This window comes from Vibrio hyugaensis (assembly GCF_002906655.1).
Lineage (GTDB): Bacteria > Pseudomonadota > Gammaproteobacteria > Enterobacterales > Vibrionaceae > Vibrio > Vibrio hyugaensis.
The window spans coordinates 1,323,386-1,340,938 of record NZ_CP025794.1 but is presented as its reverse complement, the minus strand read 5'-3'; the positions used below and the strand labels follow the sequence as shown (position 1 = coordinate 1,340,938).

Annotated in this window: 19 protein-coding genes; 10 read left to right on the top strand and 9 right to left on the bottom strand. The window is 45.0% G+C overall.

Features of this window, described 5'->3' with window-relative positions; genetic code table 11:
• The 3 genes from C1S74_RS06740 to C1S74_RS06725 all read right to left on the bottom strand — a co-directional run bounded on the left by C1S74_RS06740 (nt 1) and on the right by C1S74_RS06725 (nt 3,095).
• Nucleotides 1-855 (bottom strand): thioredoxin family protein, encoded by an 855-nt coding sequence (locus C1S74_RS06740; protein ID WP_045399008.1) that lies wholly within the window; start codon nt 853-855, stop codon nt 1-3.
• Between the two features lie 455 nt (nt 856-1,310).
• A complete protein-coding gene (locus C1S74_RS06730; protein ID WP_045399009.1) occupies nt 1,311-2,138 on the bottom strand; it encodes an SDR family oxidoreductase in 828 nt (275 codons plus the stop codon).
• A 39-nt stretch (nt 2,139-2,177) separates the two neighbouring features.
• Complete coding sequence (locus C1S74_RS06725) at nt 2,178-3,095, bottom strand: TIGR01777 family oxidoreductase (RefSeq protein WP_045399012.1); 918 nt, start codon at nt 3,093-3,095, stop codon at nt 2,178-2,180.
• Nucleotides 3,096-3,353: 258 nt separating this feature from the next.
• On the opposite strand from C1S74_RS06725, the gene C1S74_RS06720 reads away from it, so the two are divergent.
• From C1S74_RS06720 to yfcE, 6 genes are all read left to right on the top strand, one after another.
• The gene (locus tag C1S74_RS06720) at nt 3,354-4,088 is read left to right on the top strand and encodes a DUF1538 domain-containing protein (protein WP_045399015.1); all 735 of its coding nucleotides are present in this window, start codon (nt 3,354-3,356) and stop codon (nt 4,086-4,088) included.
• The gene (locus C1S74_RS06715) at nt 4,085-4,876 is read left to right on the top strand and encodes a DUF1538 domain-containing protein (protein WP_045399018.1); all 792 of its coding nucleotides are present in this window, start codon (nt 4,085-4,087) and stop codon (nt 4,874-4,876) included. The genes C1S74_RS06720 and C1S74_RS06715 overlap by 4 nt, the downstream gene beginning before the upstream one ends.
• Entirely contained in the window at nt 4,866-5,216 is a 351-nt protein-coding gene (locus C1S74_RS06710; protein WP_005436932.1) for a P-II family nitrogen regulator, read from the top strand. The genes C1S74_RS06715 and C1S74_RS06710 overlap by 11 nt, the downstream gene beginning before the upstream one ends.
• Nucleotides 5,213-5,620 carry a CBS domain-containing protein gene (locus C1S74_RS06705; RefSeq protein WP_045399020.1) on the top strand — a complete coding sequence of 136 codons (408 nt, stop codon included), beginning with the start codon at nt 5,213-5,215 and terminating at the stop codon, nt 5,618-5,620. The genes C1S74_RS06710 and C1S74_RS06705 overlap by 4 nt, the downstream gene beginning before the upstream one ends.
• 161 nt (nt 5,621-5,781) lie before the next feature.
• On the top strand, nt 5,782-5,991 hold the full coding sequence (locus C1S74_RS26855; protein ID WP_009707229.1) for a hypothetical protein: 210 nt from the start codon (nt 5,782-5,784) through the stop codon (nt 5,989-5,991).
• Nucleotides 5,992-6,061: 70 nt separating this feature from the next.
• Nucleotides 6,062-6,607: a phosphodiesterase gene (gene yfcE / locus C1S74_RS06695; RefSeq protein ID WP_045399023.1), complete on the top strand. Its 546-nt coding sequence runs from the start codon at nt 6,062-6,064 to the stop codon at nt 6,605-6,607.
• Nucleotides 6,608-6,658: 51 nt separating this feature from the next.
• Here yfcE and C1S74_RS06690 read toward each other — a convergent pair whose 3' ends face one another.
• Genes C1S74_RS06690 through C1S74_RS06675 form a run of 4 tightly spaced genes read right to left on the bottom strand, consistent with a single transcriptional unit; the run spans nt 6,659 to nt 9,164 of the window.
• Nucleotides 6,659-6,937 carry an Rdx family protein gene (locus tag C1S74_RS06690; protein WP_045399025.1) on the bottom strand — a complete coding sequence of 93 codons (279 nt, stop codon included), beginning with the start codon at nt 6,935-6,937 and terminating at the stop codon, nt 6,659-6,661.
• A gap of 23 nt (nt 6,938-6,960) precedes the next feature.
• Entirely contained in the window at nt 6,961-7,716 is a 756-nt protein-coding gene (locus C1S74_RS06685) for a sulfite exporter TauE/SafE family protein (RefSeq protein ID WP_045399029.1), read from the bottom strand.
• Between the two features lie 47 nt (nt 7,717-7,763).
• Complete coding sequence (gene toxS, locus C1S74_RS06680; protein ID WP_038865718.1) at nt 7,764-8,279, bottom strand: transmembrane regulator ToxS; 516 nt, start codon at nt 8,277-8,279, stop codon at nt 7,764-7,766.
• 12 nt (nt 8,280-8,291) lie between these two features.
• On the bottom strand, nt 8,292-9,164 hold the full coding sequence (locus tag C1S74_RS06675; RefSeq protein ID WP_045399032.1) for a winged helix-turn-helix domain-containing protein: 873 nt from the start codon (nt 9,162-9,164) through the stop codon (nt 8,292-8,294).
• A gap of 270 nt (nt 9,165-9,434) precedes the next feature.
• On the opposite strand from C1S74_RS06675, the gene htpG reads away from it, so the two are divergent.
• The 3 genes from htpG to hemH all read left to right on the top strand — a co-directional run bounded on the left by htpG (nt 9,435) and on the right by hemH (nt 13,405).
• A complete protein-coding gene (gene htpG, locus C1S74_RS06670; RefSeq protein ID WP_045399035.1) occupies nt 9,435-11,339 on the top strand; it encodes a molecular chaperone HtpG in 1,905 nt (634 codons plus the stop codon).
• 318 nt (nt 11,340-11,657) lie between these two features.
• On the top strand, nt 11,658-12,302 hold the full coding sequence (gene adk, locus C1S74_RS06665; protein WP_038865715.1) for an adenylate kinase: 645 nt from the start codon (nt 11,658-11,660) through the stop codon (nt 12,300-12,302).
• 140 nt (nt 12,303-12,442) lie between these two features.
• Nucleotides 12,443-13,405, top strand: coding sequence for a ferrochelatase (gene hemH, locus C1S74_RS06660; protein ID WP_045399038.1), 963 nt, complete (start codon nt 12,443-12,445; stop codon nt 13,403-13,405).
• A gap of 85 nt (nt 13,406-13,490) precedes the next feature.
• Here the strand turns inward: hemH and C1S74_RS06655 are convergent, their stop codons facing one another.
• Nucleotides 13,491-14,879 (bottom strand): peptide MFS transporter, encoded by a 1,389-nt coding sequence (locus C1S74_RS06655; RefSeq protein ID WP_038865713.1) that lies wholly within the window; start codon nt 14,877-14,879, stop codon nt 13,491-13,493.
• A 333-nt stretch (nt 14,880-15,212) separates the two neighbouring features.
• Here C1S74_RS06655 and rfaH point away from each other — a divergent pair, with 333 nt between their 5' ends.
• A complete protein-coding gene (rfaH, locus tag C1S74_RS06650) occupies nt 15,213-15,713 on the top strand; it encodes a transcription/translation regulatory transformer protein RfaH (RefSeq protein WP_038865712.1) in 501 nt (166 codons plus the stop codon).
• A 104-nt stretch (nt 15,714-15,817) separates the two neighbouring features.
• On the opposite strand, the gene asnB is transcribed toward rfaH, so the two are convergent.
• Complete coding sequence (gene asnB / locus C1S74_RS06645; protein ID WP_045399041.1) at nt 15,818-17,482, bottom strand: asparagine synthase B; 1,665 nt, start codon at nt 17,480-17,482, stop codon at nt 15,818-15,820.
• Nucleotides 17,483-17,553 lie beyond the last annotated feature (71 nt).

The window sequence follows — 17,553 nt, the reverse complement described above, 5'->3', positions numbered from 1 at the left end:
TTAGTACAAAATCGAGTAAAGTTGACGGCGGTACTTACTTGCCAGAGCGTTGCCTTGGCCAAGCGCGCTCAAGATGTCCATAAAGACTTTCTTCACTTCACCATCTTGTGCGCCTAGGTTGGTCTTAAGAATGTTCCAAAGTAGCTCTAACGCTTCTTCATCGCGGCCCACTTGGTTGTACTGAACGGCAAGTTCACACGCCAATTCAATGTTATCAGGGTTTGCTGCTAGCTCTTGTTCAAGACGCTGAAGCTCTGGGCTTTCTGCTGCTTGAAGATGCAGGTCTAACTTCGCGATCAAACCTTTGTAGTAGTTGTCTTGGTATTCCAGTGGAATCGCACTTAACAGCGTTTGTGCCAATTCAAACTGTTTGGTTTCTAGCAAGCAATCTGCCATCGCCAGTTTCACGTCGCCGCGGTTTTGAAGCTCTTCCGATAGCGTTTGAAGAATCGCTAATGCTTGAGCGTGCTCACCTTGTTGGAGCAATTCACTTGCTTGCTTCAACTGCATCTCATCTTGGCTTGGTAGATGCTTTTGCAGCATTGCTGTAATCGCATCAATAGGCTGAGGGCCACCCATACCATCGACAGCTTGACCATTCATGAATAATGCGATGGTCGGTAGCACTTGCACGCCAAATTGAGAAGCAAGGGCAGGTTGCTGTTCACAGTTCAATAGAGCAAGGGTAAATGCGCCGTTGTATTGCTGAGTCAGCATTTGTAATTCAGGAATCACTTGTGCGCTTTCTGGTTGAGCGCTCGCCCAAAAGTGGATCAATACAGGCGTGTTCATTGACCCTTCAAGCGTTTCACGGAAATTTTGTTCTGTTAACTCAACGATAAATGGGGATTGCATCAGAGTATCCTTGCTTTTTGTTTCTTGTCGTTGATTGTAGATATGGAGTTGATATTTGGGAAATTCAAGCGGTAGAAAGGAAAAACGCTGCCGAAGCAGCGTATTCCTGATAGCAAGCGAAAGTGCTATTAAATTTGGCTTGTCCAGCACGGTTTAGGGAGTCTTGTTAGACGTTATAGTGGTGTGCTGAGTGTGGTATCAAAATAGGATGAACATGGTCAACACTACACCCACACTAAGCCAGTTAAGCTGATTTAATGTCATTATTGTCTCGCGAAAATACAAAACAGAAAGGGTGGCGATACCAAATCTAAAGTGAGTATCCACATCGGGTTCAGGCTCGATGGATGAAGATACTAACCTAGAAATTGATTCGAACATTGAGGCTTTCTTAACCTACATGCTCATAATGACATCACATTGTTACGGTAAAATTACATCGTGATAAAAAATTTTTATGCTGCTCGTCGCAAAATTTTATCAAGAAGAGGAGTTGGCAATAGGCGCTTTAAAACGGCAAAGACTTTGGTTGGCGTCGTGATTCGGTAGCGAATTTTTGGTTTATCACTAGTGAGTGCGTGAAGAACGGGCTCAATACAAGATTCAGCAGGAAGCACAAACTTATTGTTCGACTTGTCGTTATCCAAACGCTGCTTTTGTCCTTCGTAAGCTGCTCTGTGGGCGCTGTTTTCTACATCAATCCATTGCTCAAACGCCTTTAAGGCATTCTGTCTAAACTGGGTCTCTATCGGGCCTGGTTCGATCAATGCTACCTTGATGTTGGTGTCCATCAATTCTAAACGTAGGGTGTCTGTCCAGCCTTCGAGTGCGAACTTAGAGGCGTTATAGGCGCCACGATACTTCATGGCGGCAAAGCCGAGTACAGAGCTGTTTTGGATGATGCGCCCTTCACCTTGTTTGCGCATGTGCGGCAATACTTCTCTTACCAGTTGGTGCCAGCCAAAAAAATTGGTTTGAAACTGCGCTTGAAGTGCTTCTGTCGGTAGATCTTCTAATGCGCCAGGTTGTCCGTAAGCGCCATTATTAAACACGGCATAGAGTGTCCCTTCGGCCAGTTCCAGAGCTGTTGAAACTCCAGCAGAAATACTTTGAGGATCATTAAGATCTAACTGAATGCAGGTTAAGCCTTCACTGGTTAAGCGTTGAACGTCTTGCTCGTTGCGACACGAGGCAATAACGTGAAAGCCCTCTTTTTGTAAAGCATGGGCACACACGTAACCGATGCCTGTAGAGCATCCGGTGATTAAAACTGACTTTTTCATAGTAAGGGGCTCACAAAAGGAGGTAGTGAGCCTTATGATTCAACAACTTCTGTCTTGAAGCAAGTTCTTGAGTGCGGGTTCAACTCTTGAGTAGCTGAACTTGAAACCAAGCTCGGTAAGTTTCTTAGGCTTAGCGCGAATGCTATCGAACAGTAAGCACGATGACTCTCCCATCGCCATGTTCATCACCCATTTAGGTGTGAACAGGATATGCGGCCGCTTGAGGGTTTTCGCCAGTGTGCCGCTAAAGATTCGGTTGCTGACAGGGTGGGGTGCACACAAGTTGAACTCACCATGAGCATGTGGGGTTTCAAGTAGGTACATGATAGCGCGAACCATATCCAGAATATGAATCCAAGGCATGTACTGTTTACCGCTTCCCATCGGCCCACCTACGCCTAATTTGTAGGGCATCAGCATTTTTGCCAATGCACCTCCATTTTGACCGAGGACAACACCAGTACGAATTAAACACACTCGTGTTTGGTCAGATTCTGCACGCTTGGCAATTTGCTCCCAACGAGCGCACACAGAGTGAGCGAAAGCGTCGCTGTTCACGTGTAAGCACTCATCAAACGGGTGGTCTTGTTGATCGCCGTAATAGCCAACCGCAGAGCCGCTAATAAATACCGCTGGTGGCTCGGTACTGGCGTGAATCAATTCAACGATCCGTTCGGTCACTTTCCACCGACTGTTGCAAATGACCTCTTTCTGCTCTTTGCTCCAGCGTTTATCTGCAATCGGCTCGCCTGCAAGGTTAATCACCGCATCGACGTCATTGAGATCTTCAATCGAATCAAAAGAGTCTAGGTATTCAATATTACCGACGTCAGCATGCTGTAGGCGTTGTTTCGCTTGTTCTGGATTGCGAGTAAGCAGCATGACTTGATGCGTGGTAAGCAGTTTAAGTAACTCAGAGCCAATAAAGCCCGTACCACCGGTCAGTAATATCTTCATGTTATCCCTTTGATTGTAAAACTATTCAGACATTATAGTCGTTAACCGCCTAGCATGATCATTTCAATGATTTGCAATGTCGATTTTATCGTTAGCTCTTAAAAAGTTAGAAGCGTTTTGTTGTGAAGCGATGTAAAGCTCACAATTCGAACAAATGTAACAAAATGTTATCAATCATCGAGTGCCGCTCACACTTAGTCACGAGAAACTGTGTCATGCTGATTTTAAAGGAAGATGACACTAGGGTAGGAGGTGTGTATGGAAGCATTTGTTGCTCTGTTTCGAGCCTTACTCAGCAGTGCTCGTGACCTATTGCCTATCATTATTGTTATCACCTTCTTCCAGATCGTTGTGCTCCAAGAGCCACTTCCGAACCTTGTTTCAATCTTATTTGGTCTTCTTCTGGTTATTCTCGGCCTGACCTTCTTTATCTTTGGTCTGGAGCTTGGGTTATTCCCGATTGGTGAAAACATGGCGCAAGCTTTTGCTAACAAAGGCAGCGTGTTTTGGCTACTAATATTCGCATTCTGTTTAGGTTTTGGGACGACCATTGCTGAGCCCGCTTTAACGGCGGTTGCAGAAGAAGCCTCGGAGGTCGCTGCTGAAGGCGGCATGATCGCCAATACCGAACAGTCGATGGAAGAATATGCGGATGGGTTGCGTTTAACTGTCGCATTGTCGGTTGGCGTGGCGATTGTTTTGGGTGTGCTGCGAATTCTAAAGGGCTGGCCGATTCAGTACATGATCATCGGAGGCTACATCGGCGTTGTGATACTGACGGGATTTGCACCTGAGTCGATCATTGGTGTCGCTTACGACTCTGGCGGTGTGACAACTTCTACCATCACAGTGCCTTTGGTGACCGCTCTTGGGGTTGGGCTCGCGTCGGCGATCAAAGGACGCAATCCCATGATAGATGGCTTTGGTTTGATCGCTTTTGCCTCTTTGCTACCAATGATGTTTGTGATGGTGTATGGGATGGTGGTGGCATGATTTCCTTTGCGCATTTCATCGATACTTTTATCTCAACCATCACTGATGTGGCTCCTATCGCGACAATTATCTTTGGCTTTCAGTTGGCAGTGCTGCGTCGTCCAGTTTCAAACTTACCCAAAGTAATACTTGGCTTTGGTTACGTTATTTTAGGGTTATCGTTATTTTTGCTTGGTTTGGAAATGGCGCTGTTTCCACTTGGTGAAACCATGGCGACTCAATTGACTGCACCCGCTTTCTTGCTGGAGTTTAAAGTCTCAATCGGCCAAGCCTTGAGTTGGGTTGATTATTACTGGGTGTACATCTTCGCTTTCTTTATCGGTTTTAGTACCACCATAGCGGAGCCTTCTCTTATCGCGGTCGCCATTAAAGCCAATCAAGTGTCTGGTGGCAGCATCAGTGTGAACGGGTTACGTGTTGCTGTTGCTTTAGGTGTCGCGGTTGGCATTGCGTTGGGCAGTTACCGAATCGTAGTGGGCGATCCGATTCATTATTACATCATTGCAGGTTACATCGTGGTGGTGATTCAAACCTTTTACGCGCCAAAGCTAATAGTTCCTTTGGCGTACGATTCGGGCGGCGTGACGACGTCTACGGTCACAGTGCCTTTGGTTACGGCACTTGGATTGGGGCTGGCATCGACAGTTCCGGGGCGAAACCCCATGATTGATGGCTTTGGCTTAATTGCTTTTGCTAGCCTATTCCCAATGATTTCCGTAATGGGTTACGCCCAGATCACCCAGTGGTTAAACAAAGAGACTGCGGAGGAAAAAGAGAATGCGCTTTAAACTAATACTGGCCTTTGTAGAGGATAGCAAGACCGACAAAGTGCTGGATGCGGCTCGTGATGCAGGGGCAACGGGTGCTACGGTGATTAACAACGCACGAGGGCAAGGTTTAAACCAAAAACGCACCTTCTTTGGGTTGACTTTAGAAGTGCAAAAAGACGTGTTGTTGTTTGTTGTTGAAGAGCATTTATCCAGACACATACTAGAGACAATCAGTGAGGTCGGGGAGTTCGACCAAGAGTCAGGCCAAGGCATTGCCGTACAAATTGATGTCGAGGATGCAGTTGGCGTCGCGCACCAAGTGGAGAAACTGACCAAAGTGGTAGAGGACGAATTATGAGTAATCATGAGTTAATTCGAGTCAGAGATGTAATGGCAGCAACCTATATCATTGTGGATGGGTTAATCACGGTTCATGAAGGAATTACGTTGGCGAGAAGGAATGAAGTCAAAGCGCTGGTGGTAAACAAGCGTGATAGCGATGATGAATACGGCATTGTTTTAATGAACGATATTGCTAAAAAAGTACTGGCAAAAAACCGTTCTCCACAACGCACCAATATTTATGAGATCATGACCAAGCCTGCTTTAACGGTTGACCCAAATATGAACGTCAAATATTGCGCGCGTCTGTTCGAGAGGTTTGGTATTAGCCGTGCGCCAGTGATCGAAAACGGCGAAGTCATCGGCATGGTGAGTTACAACAACATAGTGATTAATGGCATGGCGAAAGAAGAGATTTAATCGCACTTGTCTTGATAGCTCAAGCACAGTTTGATTTACGGGGTTTCTCAGGTCAGCGACAATTAGCAAACCAATGAACAATTGCTTATTTGTGCCATTGCATATCCGTAAGCTGAGGCTTATTCTTTGAGAATTAAAGAAATAATTGAGGATGTCATGTCATGCCGCTAGTAGCTTGCCCTGTGTGTGAGAAACAAATATCAAAACGAGCTCATACCTGTCCAGGGTGTGGAGAGCCAGACCCATTAAACCACTTAGCCAAATCTAAGTTTCTATCGATGATATTTTGGGCTGTAGTCCTTGTGGGCGCTGGCTATTTTGCTTGGTTCTATTTGGTGCCAATGCTGGTTGAAATGCTTCGTAACCACTAGTTTTGTCCTTTGGTTGAGCTTCTATAAGAATGACGTAGAATACCCTCATACATTTTGAGGAGACGATGTCGTGAAACTATTTTTTGCCTCAGACTTGCACGGCTCTTTGCCGGCAACAGAAGAAACGATTGAACTGTATCTGGCCTCTGGTGCTGACCATCTCATCTTATTGGGTGATACGTTAAACCACGGGCCAAGAAATCCAATCCCAGAAGGTTACAACCCGCCACAAGTCGCAGAGTTACTTAACCAATACAGTGAGCAGATCATCTCTGTTCGTGGTAATTGTGACAGTGAAGTTGACCAAATGCTGTTGAACTTCCCAATGATGACGGAATACGCATGGCTGCTATTGGAGTCGGGTAAGCGTATGTTCCTCACTCATGGTCATTTATACAACAGCACAAAACGCCCGCCATTGCGTGAGGGCGACATCATTGCTCATGGGCATACTCATGTTCCAGTGGCAGAGATGCAAGAAGGTGCGATCATTTTTAATCCGGGATCAATGACGTTTCCAAGAAATGGCTTGTCACGTAGCTATGGTTTGATGGAAGGCAACACACTGACGGTACAAACTCCAGAAGGTGAAGTGCTAGCTCAGACCACGATTTAATGATCGAATAAATCGTTAATTGGATAAAGAAGCAAGGGAGCCAGTGGCTCCCTATTTTGTATCTGAATGACCTAAATCGCGTTCTGGATCGATAATGTCTCTTACGCGTTGTTTTAGCACTTTGGCTTCAGGGAAGCCTCCATCTTTCTTACGTTCCCAAATTTGGGTACCGTTGCAAAAAATCTCAAAGCGACCACCTGTATCAGGATGCAAGCTGATGGTTTCAATCTCTTCACTGAACGTATGCAGCAACTCTTGCGATAGCCAAGTAGAGCGCAACATCCAATTGCACTGACGACAGTAGTAAATATCTATGATGGCTTTATCCATCTCTAATTTCCTTTCTTTAAACACTAAAGCAACAGCTTGATGCCGACTGCAAAGGTGAGGATTTCAAACGCTATTTTGATAACGCGATTGCTGTACCGAGTGGCCGCCCATGCCCCTAAACTGCCACCTAAAAATGAACTCAATAGCAGCACAGGCAGCCAAGCCCAATGAATTGGAGCGCCTGCTTGCACGACAGCAACTCCACCGATACCGTTCCAGAATAAACCGACACAAATCATGGTGTAAGCAACGGCTTGTTTGTAGTCGTAACCAAACCAGCGTACGAGGAACAAAGTCACAAGTAGCCCCGAACCGGCAGTCAAAGAGCCATTGACGATGCCTATCAGCATTAACCCTAATCCGCCAATGATCCAGCCTGATGTGTCTCGGTGTGTTGCAAGTTCGATTTGGCCTAATTCTTTTTTAAAACGGGAGTAGATACCGAGAGCAAGGATCATGGCACCAAGCATTTTCTCTGCAACGCCATCAGGGATTTGCACAATAAGGTTTGCGCCAATCACGACGCCAATACTGCCAACCAAGATAAGGTAAAGCGCGATTTTTGGTTTTATCGTGCCTGCTTTGAGATACGTACTTGCAGCGCCTAGACCAAGCGCGACCGACGCAACTTTATGTGTTCCCAGTGCAGCAGAGAAAGGTAAGCCAAGAAAAATCAATAAGGGAAACTGCAACAACCCCGCACCACCACCAGAGAGTGAAGCAAGGGTATTTGCGATAAAGGAACCAAAGAAGAGAGTGAGGGTATCTAGCCAATCCATGTGCAAAATAAAAGGGGGCATCTTGCCCCCTTCTCATCGAATCAAAATCAGTTTCTAAACAGTACCGTAGAACCGTGGTTCAGGCTAGTCAGTAGCAACGTTTTTTCGTTTACGACGTCAATGCGACGGCTCTGCTCTGCATCTAACTTAAAGATTTGAGTTATGAGGCGAAGTTGCGACTCGGAGAAATCTTTAGATTGAGAAGCCGAGATGTCTTTGAACTCAGCAGGTGATACGAGCAAGTAATTGTCGCTCACTTCCCATCGACCTTTTTCTGAAATGTTGATGGTTGACTCCGCCGTTGAGTCTTGCGCAAACAGTCGAATATTGGCTACACGAATGTAGTCACCGTTTGGTAAGTACTTCACGTTCGACTCTACATTGACTTTGCGTAGTGGTCCGACAGTGTCGTCTGGCAAGTTATCAGTGATCAGTGTGACCATGGTGGATTGCCATTCGTTTGCTGTCAGTACTTGTTCTACTTTTAGGTCACTGCCCCAGTACAGCCAGCCACTAAAAAGGATCGAGACGGCTAAAACCGCAGATGCTATTTTAATCTTCATGTCAGCCTCCTTCTAGTTGCAGATGTCTGTTGGGTCATTACGACCAGCGAAGATTCGTAGCGTCACATTCTCGTATGAATGGTCGCTATCATGGATATAGTTAAGTATCAGTTGATTATTCTGACCGCCAGTTGCGATAACTTCGACTGGTGAAGATTCTTCCGCGTGATGCTCCACATAACGTTTGATGCACTGCTCAATTGATGGCAACCAATCGTTCAATTGTGGGTGATTAATCGGTGTCATAACAGGGACGTTATGGTATTCACCAACCTGACGGAATTGAGACTCTGCAGGGTTAGTCAGTAGCAATACACAAACAGGCAATAGTAAAGCAACAACAATCAGCACACGTGCGATCCAGTTATTTGCTTTAGGTGCAGGTTCAGTTTTTGGTGTTTCTAATGACGCTTCAAGTTCAACAGGTGCTTCTGCAATTGTCTCTGTCGATGATTCTGTGAATTGCTCGAGATCTACAACGGGAGCTTCGTTCTCGCTCTCTTGTTCATCAAGTTCAGGCAGAGAATCAGAAGACAATGGGCTTAAACGTTCGACCGAACAGATCAGTTGATAACCGCGTTTAGGAACGGTTTTTACGAATTCTGGCGATTTAGTTGAATCCTTCAACATTTTTCGCAGGGTCGAAATTGCTTGAGTTAAGCTTGAGTCATCCACCTCGAAGCCTTGTTCGCGCCAAACAAACTCGTGCAACTCGTTACGTGTTAATACTTCGTTAGGTCTCTCTACCAACAACAGGAGTATGCGGCTTTCGTTGCTTCCTAATCGAACAACTTCGTTGCCACTTTGTTGGTCAGCGAGCGAATTACTATTTGGGTCAAAGACAAATCTTTGAGCAAGCAGAAATTTGGTGCCGATGTTAGTCATTTAGTTCTTCTTAGATGGATGATTCTGAAATAATGGTGATTTGCGTCACAAAAAAGGGCGTGCGCAAAAGGGCGTGTGCTCGTTTTAGATGCTTTTAGACAAGTAGGATAATTAAAATTTTCTAAAAAAACACCGTTTTTAGCAATATTGACCTTGAATTTACATTTGTCAGCCACATGTTAAATGACATCGTAGTAAAGCTGCTTTTATAAGGTAGCGGTTAGGGCTTTGTCATTAAAGTCTTTTTAGTTTAGATGTTATGGAGCAAACATGAGCGACACAGTATCCCCAAACAAAGAAACTCGTGGCTTTCAATCAGAAGTAAAACAGTTACTTCATCTGATGATCCATTCTCTTTATTCAAACAAAGAGATTTTCCTGCGCGAGTTGATCTCAAATGCATCTGATGCATCAGATAAATTACGCTTCCAAGCGCTGTCTAACCCAGATTTATATGAGGGTAACGCTGACCTCGGTGTGAAGCTTGCGTTTGACGAAAAGGCTAACACACTTACGATCTCTGATAACGGCATCGGCATGACGCGTGACGACGTGATTGAGCACTTAGGTACTATCGCGAAATCTGGCACGGCAGAATTCTTTTCCAAGCTGTCTGATGATCAAAGTAAAGACTCACAACTGATCGGTCAGTTTGGTGTTGGCTTTTATTCCGCGTTCATCGTTTCTGATGCGGTGACTGTGCGCACTCGTGCTGCGGGTACTGCTGCTGACGAAGCGGTTCAATGGCAATCTGCGGGTGAAGGTGAGTACACCATTGAAACCATTACGAAAGACTCTCGTGGTACCGATATTGTTCTTCATATGCGTGAAGAAGGTAAAGAATTCCTAAATGAATGGCGTCTGCGTGATGTCATCAGTAAATACTCTGATCACATTGGTATTCCAGTTGCAATTCAAACCACTGTTCGTGATGACGAAGGTAATGAAACGGGTGAGAAGAAGTGGGAGCAAATCAACAAAGCTCAGGCACTTTGGACCCGTAGCAAATCGGATATCTCTGAAGAAGAGTATCAAGAGTTTTACAAACACGTTTCTAACGATTTCGCCGATCCGCTTACGTGGAGTCATAACCGTGTAGAAGGTAAGAACGATTATACCAGTCTGCTTTACATTCCAGCAAAAGCGCCATGGGATATGATGAACCGCGACCACAAGTCGGGTCTAAAGTTGTACGTGCAGCGTGTATTCATCATGGATGATGCTGAGCAGTTTATGCCATCTTACTTGCGTTTCATCCGTGGTTTGATTGACTCAAATGATCTTCCATTAAACGTTTCTCGTGAAATTCTGCAAGACAACAAGGTCACTCAATCTCTACGTAACGCTTGTACTAAGCGCGTGCTAACCATGCTTGAGCGTATGGCGAAAAATGATGATGAAAAATACCAATCATTCTGGAAAGAGTTTGGTCTCGTGATGAAAGAAGGCGTTGCGGAAGACATGGCAAACAAAGAAAAAGTTGCCGGTCTACTGCGTTTTGCCTCAACTGAGCAAGATTCAGCAGAACAAACGGTGGGTTTAGCTTCTTATATCGAGCGTATGAAAGAAGGCCAAGACAAGATCTACTACCTAACCGCAGACAGCTACGCAGCCGCGAAAAACAGCCCACACCTGGAGCAGTTCAAAGCGAAAGGGATTGAAGTTGTCTTGATGTTTGACCGCATCGATGAGTGGCTGATGAACTATCTAACCGAATTTGATGGTAAGCAATTCCAATCGATTACCAAAGCGGGTCTCGATCTGAGCAAGTTTGAAGACGAAGCAGAAAAAGAAAAACAGAAAGAAACCGAAGAAGAGTTTAAGTCGGTAGTTGAGCGAACTCAGTCTTACCTTGGTGATCGTGTGAAGGAAGTTCGTACGACTTTCAAACTTGCCACTACGCCTGCAGTTGTCGTGACTGACGATTTCGAAATGGGCACACAGATGGCGAAGCTTCTTGAAGCGGCCGGTCAAGCGGTACCAGAGGTGAAGTACATCTTCGAAATCAACCCAGAGCACGCGCTTGTTAAGCGTATGGCAGATGAAGCCGATGAAGAAGCATTTGGTCGCTGGGTGGAAGTGTTGTTGGGCCAAGCGATGCTGGCTGAACGAGGTTCGATGGAAGACCCTACGCAATTTGTTGGTGCCATCAACAAGCTTTTGACTAAGGTTTAATAGCCTAATATCAGCAAAAAGCTCGCAATATGCGGGCTTTTTGTTTGTAAACGCATAGATTCACACTTTATGTGTTGAGTTAGTAATCAATAAGGCAGGAAAGCAGGCATTGCTAACATTCTTTAGTCTTAATCTGCTCATTGCTTAGTGAACCTGTGTTAGAATCTCGAACTTGAATGTGAGTAATAAGGCGTGTATTTTGGCTCGCCTAAACGTTATACCGAAACTTATCGTTGCGACTGCCTCGACGGGTTGCGGCCCAAGAAGCCAGCTATTGTGAGCTTCGGTATAAATCTTAAATATTAAAGAGGATAAATCATGCGCATCATTCTTCTAGGTGCTCCAGGTGCTGGTAAAGGCACACAAGCAAACTTCATCATGGATAAATACGGTATTCCACAAATCTCTACTGGTGATATGCTTCGTGCTGCTATCAAAGCAGGTACAGAGCTTGGCAAACAAGCTAAAGCTGTTATCGACGCTGGTCAGCTAGTTTCTGATGAAATCATCCTTGGCCTTATCAAAGAGCGTATTGCTCAAGACGATTGCGCGAAAGGTTTCCTACTAGATGGTTTCCCTCGTACTATCCCTCAAGCTGATGGTCTAAAAGCAATGGGTGTTGATGTCGATTACGTAATCGAATTCGACGTAGCTGACAGCGTAATCGTTGAGCGTATGGCTGGTCGTCGTGCACACCTTCCATCAGGTCGTACTTACCACGTTGTTTACAACCCACCAAAAGTGGAAGGTAAAGATGACGTAACTGGCGAAGATCTTGTTGTTCGTGATGACGACAAAGAAGAAACAGTACGCGCACGTCTAGGTGTTTACCATGAGCAAACTGCACCACTTATCGAGTACTACGGTAAAGAAGCAGAAGCGGGTAACACTAAGTACCTTAAGTTTGACGGTACTAAGCAAGTTGCAGAAGTAAGTGCAGATATTGAGAAAGCACTAGCATAATTTGCTAGCGGCAAAATTTAATATTTTGATATATTTAAAAGCGACCTTAGGGTCGCTTTTTTTATTCAGCTTGTGAGCACGGTGAACCAATTTCTTATACTCATCGTACAAACAACGCCGTTTACCATGAATAGGATGTTATGAAAAACAATAATAAACAAGGCGTGTTACTGGTTAACCTTGGCACTCCCGATGAGCCGACCGCACCAGCAGTAAAGCGTTTTCTCAGTCAGTTCCTTCATGATCACCGTGTTGTCGATATGACTCGTTGGCTGTGGTGTCCAATACTTCACGGTATTATTTTGCCAGTACGCGCGCCGAAAGTTGCGAAACTCTACCAATCTGTATGGATGGAAGAAGGCTCGCCTTTGATGGTGTACTCCAAGCGACAAGCAGAGAAGCTCGCAGTCGCGTTAGACATGCCTGTGGAATTGGGAATGACTTATGGTACCCCAAGCCTTCTAAGTGGTTTTGAAGCCCTGCAAGCGCAAGGTGTCGAAGAAGTGATCGTGTTGCCGCTATATCCGCAGTATTCGGGGACGACGACAGCTGCAGTCTCTGATGGAATGACGAAAGCGTTCAAAAAAATGCCAGTGATGCCAGAATTTAGCTTTATTCGTGATTATCACAACCACCCTAAGTACATCGCAGCATTGGCGCAATCAGTACGTGAACATTGGGAAGAGCATGGGAAAGGGGATTACTTGCTGTGTTCTTACCATGGTATTCCAAAGCGTTATGCCGACAATGGTGATATCTACCCTAAACATTGTGAAGAAACGACGCGATTACTCGGTGAAGCGTTAGGGTTAACTGATGACCAGTTCGGTATGACGTACCAGTCTCGATTTGGCCGTGAAGAGTGGTTACAACCTTACACCGACAAAACGTTAGAAGTATTGCCAAGCCAAGGTAAGAAGAAGTTAAGCATTCTAACGCCTGCGTTCTCGTCAGATTGTTTGGAAACGTTGGAAGAGATTTCAGAAGAGTGCCGTGAGATTTACCTTGAAGCAGGCGGGGAGAGCTTTAGCTACATCCCTTGTTTGAACGATAATGATATGCACATTGATATGATGGTCGATTTGGTGCGTTCTAAGCTTTAATCTTTCAAGTCTCCGAACTTCTGTTTTGTTTACTGAGAACAAAAAGGGTCGCGATTGCGACCCTTTGTTTTATTTGTACTTTATATTAAGCAACTTGAGTTTGTTGCTCTTCAATTTGTTCTGCTGTGCTGTGTGTATTTTCTGCACCGTGCATCCAACGAACTAGCGTGTTAGAGAACAACAGTAGAATTACACCAGAGATAGTCGCTGTTACTGCAATACCACTGAAGATTGCTAGTGCACCTAGCTCACCAACGTGAGAACCAACATAACCTGCAACGTAGTTTGCGATCGCGTTACAGCCAAACCATGCACCCATCATAAGTGATGCAAGACGTAGCGGAGCTAGCTTAGTTACTAGAGATAGACCAATAGGAGATAGGCACAGTTCACCCAACGTATGGAAGAAGAACGCACCTACTAGCCATAGCATTGATGTTTTAACCGCAGTATCACCACCTTGCTCCATAACGGCACCAACCATACATAGGAAGCCTAGTGCTAGGAAGAACATTGCGAAGGCAAACTTCATTGGCGAGTTAGGCTCACGTTTACCCAATTTCACCCATAAAACGGCTAATACAGGTGCAAGAGTAATAATGAAGAATGGGTTCAGTGATTGGAACCACGCAGCAGGAACTTCAAAGCCACCGATCATACGATCTGTGTATTGTTGCGTGTAGATGTTCATTAGACCGCCAGCTTGCTCGAAGCCCGCCCAGAAAACGATAGTAAACAAGCTCATCACAAGGATAACTTTGATTCGGTCTACTTCTTCTTTGGTTAGAGGCTCTTTCTTCGCAGATTTTTTAATCGCTAGGTCACGTTTTGCTGCTGGTACACGGCCAATATCACCTAACCAAGATTGAGCCATAGTCATTTGCATCACAAGGCTGACAATCATACCAACACCAGCGGCAACGAAACCGGCTTTCCAACCAAATTCATTGGTTACTGAGCCAGATACCACGCCTGCAAGTAGTGCACCTAGGTTAATACCCATGTAGAAGATAGTGAATGCGCCGTCACGACGGTTATCACCTTCGTTGTAAAGGTCACCAACCATTGTTGAGATGTTTGGCTTAAATAGACCGTTACCACAAATAAGCAGAGCAAGACCTAGGTAGAAAGTGTGTAGAGAGCCAAGACCTAGCGCATCAGCTGGCATTGCTAGCGTAAATTGGCCGATAGCCATTAATGCACCGCCAATGAGGATCGAACGGCGTTGGCCTAGATAGTTATCCGCAAGGTAGCCACCAATAAGCGGGGTGATGTAGACAAGTCCAGTATAGATGCCGTAAAGGTCTAGGGCATCTTTAGTCGACCAGCCAAGGCCACCGTTCATGGTTGTGTCAGTAAGATAAAGTACTAGAATGGCGCGCATTGCGTAGTAAGAAAAGCGTTCCCATAGTTCTGTACCGAACAATAAGAACAAGCCACGTGGGTGACCAAAGTATTGATGTTGGTTTGACATAAGCTCTTCTAATAGTAGTTATTACATTTTTTAACGAAATCTACGTATACATGGCAATTTTATGTCTGACAAACAATAAAATTTTATGTGACGATTCATTTACCTTATGAAACGACTGCTTAGTGTTGAAATGGCGGGGTTTTTGTCGGTGATTTGGTCGTGTTACAAACTTACTTTTCATTTTTGCCTATAGACTTATTTTCTTAAGCTGATGAAAAGGTGTAAGTTGTATGTGCAATATAAAGTGGCTTATTAATAGGTTACTTGAATATCCATGACTCATCTTGGGCTTAATGCTAGGATGAGAGAAAAATATAATTGGCTAGTAAAAAAATGAAACGTTGGTATTTACTTTATTGTAAACGTGGAGAACAAGTTAGGGCAAAACAGCACCTAGAAAATCAGGGTGTAGAATGTTTTTACCCAACTGTTGAGGTCGAAAAGATCTTACGGGGTAAGCGACAGAAAGTCGAAGAACCGTTGTTCCCGTGTTATGTATTTGCTCGATTTGATTATGAAAAAGGCCCTAATTTCACCTCAGTACGTTCTACACGTGGTGTTGTGGATTTTGTGCGCTTTGGTGCGCAGCCTAAAGAAATCCAAGGTGATCTGGTTTTTGAGCTTAAACAGCTGGAAACCTGCACAGACGATCATTCTGATTCTGAATGTATGCCACAGCCTGGTGATGAGGTTCGAGTTAAAAGCGGGCAGTTTGCGGGTATAGATGCCATCTTCCAAGAGCAAGATGGTGAGAAGCGCTCAATCATGTTAGTGCAGATGATCACTAAGCGAGTGCCGGTAAGCATAGACAATAATGATCTCGATTTAAAATAACCAACAGTCATTCTGGTATAAAAAAAGAGGTGCTTTTGCACCTCTTTTTGATCTTTGTGCCTAAAGACTGAAAGGCAGCTGGTGGAGCCAGCCCTACCTTAGAATCAATATGCGTCGTTATGAACGGCTTGCACAGCGCGTCCTGATGGGTCTACACAGTTTTGGAAAGACTCATCCCATTCAATCGCTTTCGCTGAAGAACACGCTACTGAAGGGCCTCCAGGAACACATTCAGCTGCAGAAGGTAGCGGGAACAGCTCTTCAAAGATCTCGCGGTACACATAACCTTCTTTTGTGGTTGGTGTGTTGTAAGGGAAACGGAACTGCGCTGTTTCCATTTGCTGGTCAGTCACTTTCTGCTCAGCCACTTCTTTTAGAGTATCGATCCAGCTGTAGCCTACACCATCAGAAAACTGTTCTTTTTGACGCCATGCAATCGACTCCGGTAGGTAGTGCTCGAAACACTCACGTAGAATGTGTTTTTCCATTTTACCGTTGCCACACATCTTGTCTGCTGGGTTCAGGCGCATTGCAACGTCAATAAATTCTTTATCTAGGAATGGAACACGGCCTTCGACACCCCATGCCGCCAGCGATTTGTTTGCACGTGCACAGTCGAACATATTCAGCGCAAGCAGTTTACGTACCGTTTCTTCGTGAAACTCTTGTGCGTTTGGTGCTTTGTGGAAGTACAAGTAACCACCAAAGATTTCATCTGCCCCTTCACCGGATAGCACCATCTTGATGCCCATGGCTTTGATCTTACGACCCATAAGGAACATTGGCGTTGAAGCGCGAATCGTTGTTACGTCATACGTCTCAATGTGGTAAATCACGTCACGAATGGCATCCAAACCTTCTTGGATGGTGTACGTCATTTCGTGGTGAACAGTACCAATTTGGTCAGCAACTTCACGAGCGGCTTTCAGATCAGGCGCGCCTTCTAGGCCGACCGCGAAAGAGTGCAGTTGTGGCCACCAAGCTTCCGATTTTCCGTCGTCCTCGATACGCATCGCAGCAAAGCGTTTTGCTACCGCAGACGTAATAGAAGAATCTAGGCCTCCAGAAAGAAGCACACCATAAGGCACGTCTGTCATTAACTGACGTTTCACTGCTGCCTCTAGTGCTTCTGTTAGTTCTTCTTTGCTTGTGCTGTTACCTTGTACGGCTGCGTATTCATTCCAGTCACGAGTGTAGTAACGTTGTGGTTCAGTATCCGCACTGCTGTAGTGACAACCAGGAGGGAATTCACTTACGGTCTTACAAACTGGCACAAGTGCTTTCATTTCTGATGCGACATAGTAGTTGCCGTGCTCGTCATAACCTTGGTACAGCGGGATGATACCAATATGGTCACGACCAACTAGGTATACATCTTTTTCCTCATCGTATAGTACGAATGCGAAAATACCGTTTAGTTCTTCTAGAAGATCAGCCCCCATGTCTTGGTATAGCGCTAGGATGACTTCGCAATCTGAATCGGTTTGGAATTCGTATTTGCCTTCGTAGCGAGCACGAATTTCTTTGTGGTTGTAGATTTCACCGTTTACGGCAAGGATGAGTTTTTTGTCTGGGCTGTACAGTGGTTGAGCACCACTATTTAGACCAACGATCGCTAGACGCTCATGCGCAAGAATTGCGCGTTCTGATGAGTAGATACCAGACCAGTCTGGACCGCGATGACGAAGCTTTTTCGACATCTCAAGTGCGATAGGGCGTAATGCTGCTGCATCACTCTTAATGTCTAAAATGCCAAATACTGAACACATACAACATCCTTTTTAAACTAAACAATTTTTAATCGGTATGGCTTCAATTTGCCATTCTGAGTAAAAAAAGC

What these genes read in the sequence shown, in the direction of transcription:
- C1S74_RS06675 (WP_045399032.1), bottom strand. Translation starts at nt 9,164, where the DNA reads ATGACTAACATCGGCACCAAATTTCTGCTTGCTCAAAGATTTGTCTTT.
- hemH (WP_045399038.1), top strand. Translation starts at nt 12,443, where the DNA reads ATGAAAAACAATAATAAACAAGGCGTGTTACTGGTTAACCTTGGCACT.
- C1S74_RS26855 (WP_009707229.1), top strand. Translation starts at nt 5,782, where the DNA reads ATGCCGCTAGTAGCTTGCCCTGTGTGTGAGAAACAAATATCAAAACGA.
- C1S74_RS06730 (WP_045399009.1), bottom strand. Translation starts at nt 2,138, where the DNA reads ATGAAAAAGTCAGTTTTAATCACCGGATGCTCTACAGGCATCGGTTAC.
- C1S74_RS06725 (WP_045399012.1), bottom strand. Translation starts at nt 3,095, where the DNA reads ATGAAGATATTACTGACCGGTGGTACGGGCTTTATTGGCTCTGAGTTA.
- C1S74_RS06740 (WP_045399008.1), bottom strand. Translation starts at nt 855, where the DNA reads ATGCAATCCCCATTTATCGTTGAGTTAACAGAACAAAATTTCCGTGAA.
- htpG (WP_045399035.1), top strand. Translation starts at nt 9,435, where the DNA reads ATGAGCGACACAGTATCCCCAAACAAAGAAACTCGTGGCTTTCAATCA.
- C1S74_RS06710 (WP_005436932.1), top strand. Translation starts at nt 4,866, where the DNA reads ATGCGCTTTAAACTAATACTGGCCTTTGTAGAGGATAGCAAGACCGAC.
- adk (WP_038865715.1), top strand. Translation starts at nt 11,658, where the DNA reads ATGCGCATCATTCTTCTAGGTGCTCCAGGTGCTGGTAAAGGCACACAA.
- toxS (WP_038865718.1), bottom strand. Translation starts at nt 8,279, where the DNA reads ATGAAGATTAAAATAGCATCTGCGGTTTTAGCCGTCTCGATCCTTTTT.
- C1S74_RS06705 (WP_045399020.1), top strand. Translation starts at nt 5,213, where the DNA reads ATGAGTAATCATGAGTTAATTCGAGTCAGAGATGTAATGGCAGCAACC.
- C1S74_RS06655 (WP_038865713.1), bottom strand. Translation starts at nt 14,879, where the DNA reads ATGTCAAACCAACATCAATACTTTGGTCACCCACGTGGCTTGTTCTTA.
- C1S74_RS06720 (WP_045399015.1), top strand. Translation starts at nt 3,354, where the DNA reads ATGGAAGCATTTGTTGCTCTGTTTCGAGCCTTACTCAGCAGTGCTCGT.
- C1S74_RS06715 (WP_045399018.1), top strand. Translation starts at nt 4,085, where the DNA reads ATGATTTCCTTTGCGCATTTCATCGATACTTTTATCTCAACCATCACT.
- C1S74_RS06685 (WP_045399029.1), bottom strand. Translation starts at nt 7,716, where the DNA reads ATGGATTGGCTAGATACCCTCACTCTCTTCTTTGGTTCCTTTATCGCA.
- C1S74_RS06690 (WP_045399025.1), bottom strand. Translation starts at nt 6,937, where the DNA reads ATGGATAAAGCCATCATAGATATTTACTACTGTCGTCAGTGCAATTGG.
- asnB (WP_045399041.1), bottom strand. Translation starts at nt 17,482, where the DNA reads ATGTGTTCAGTATTTGGCATTTTAGACATTAAGAGTGATGCAGCAGCA.
- rfaH (WP_038865712.1), top strand. Translation starts at nt 15,213, where the DNA reads ATGAAACGTTGGTATTTACTTTATTGTAAACGTGGAGAACAAGTTAGG.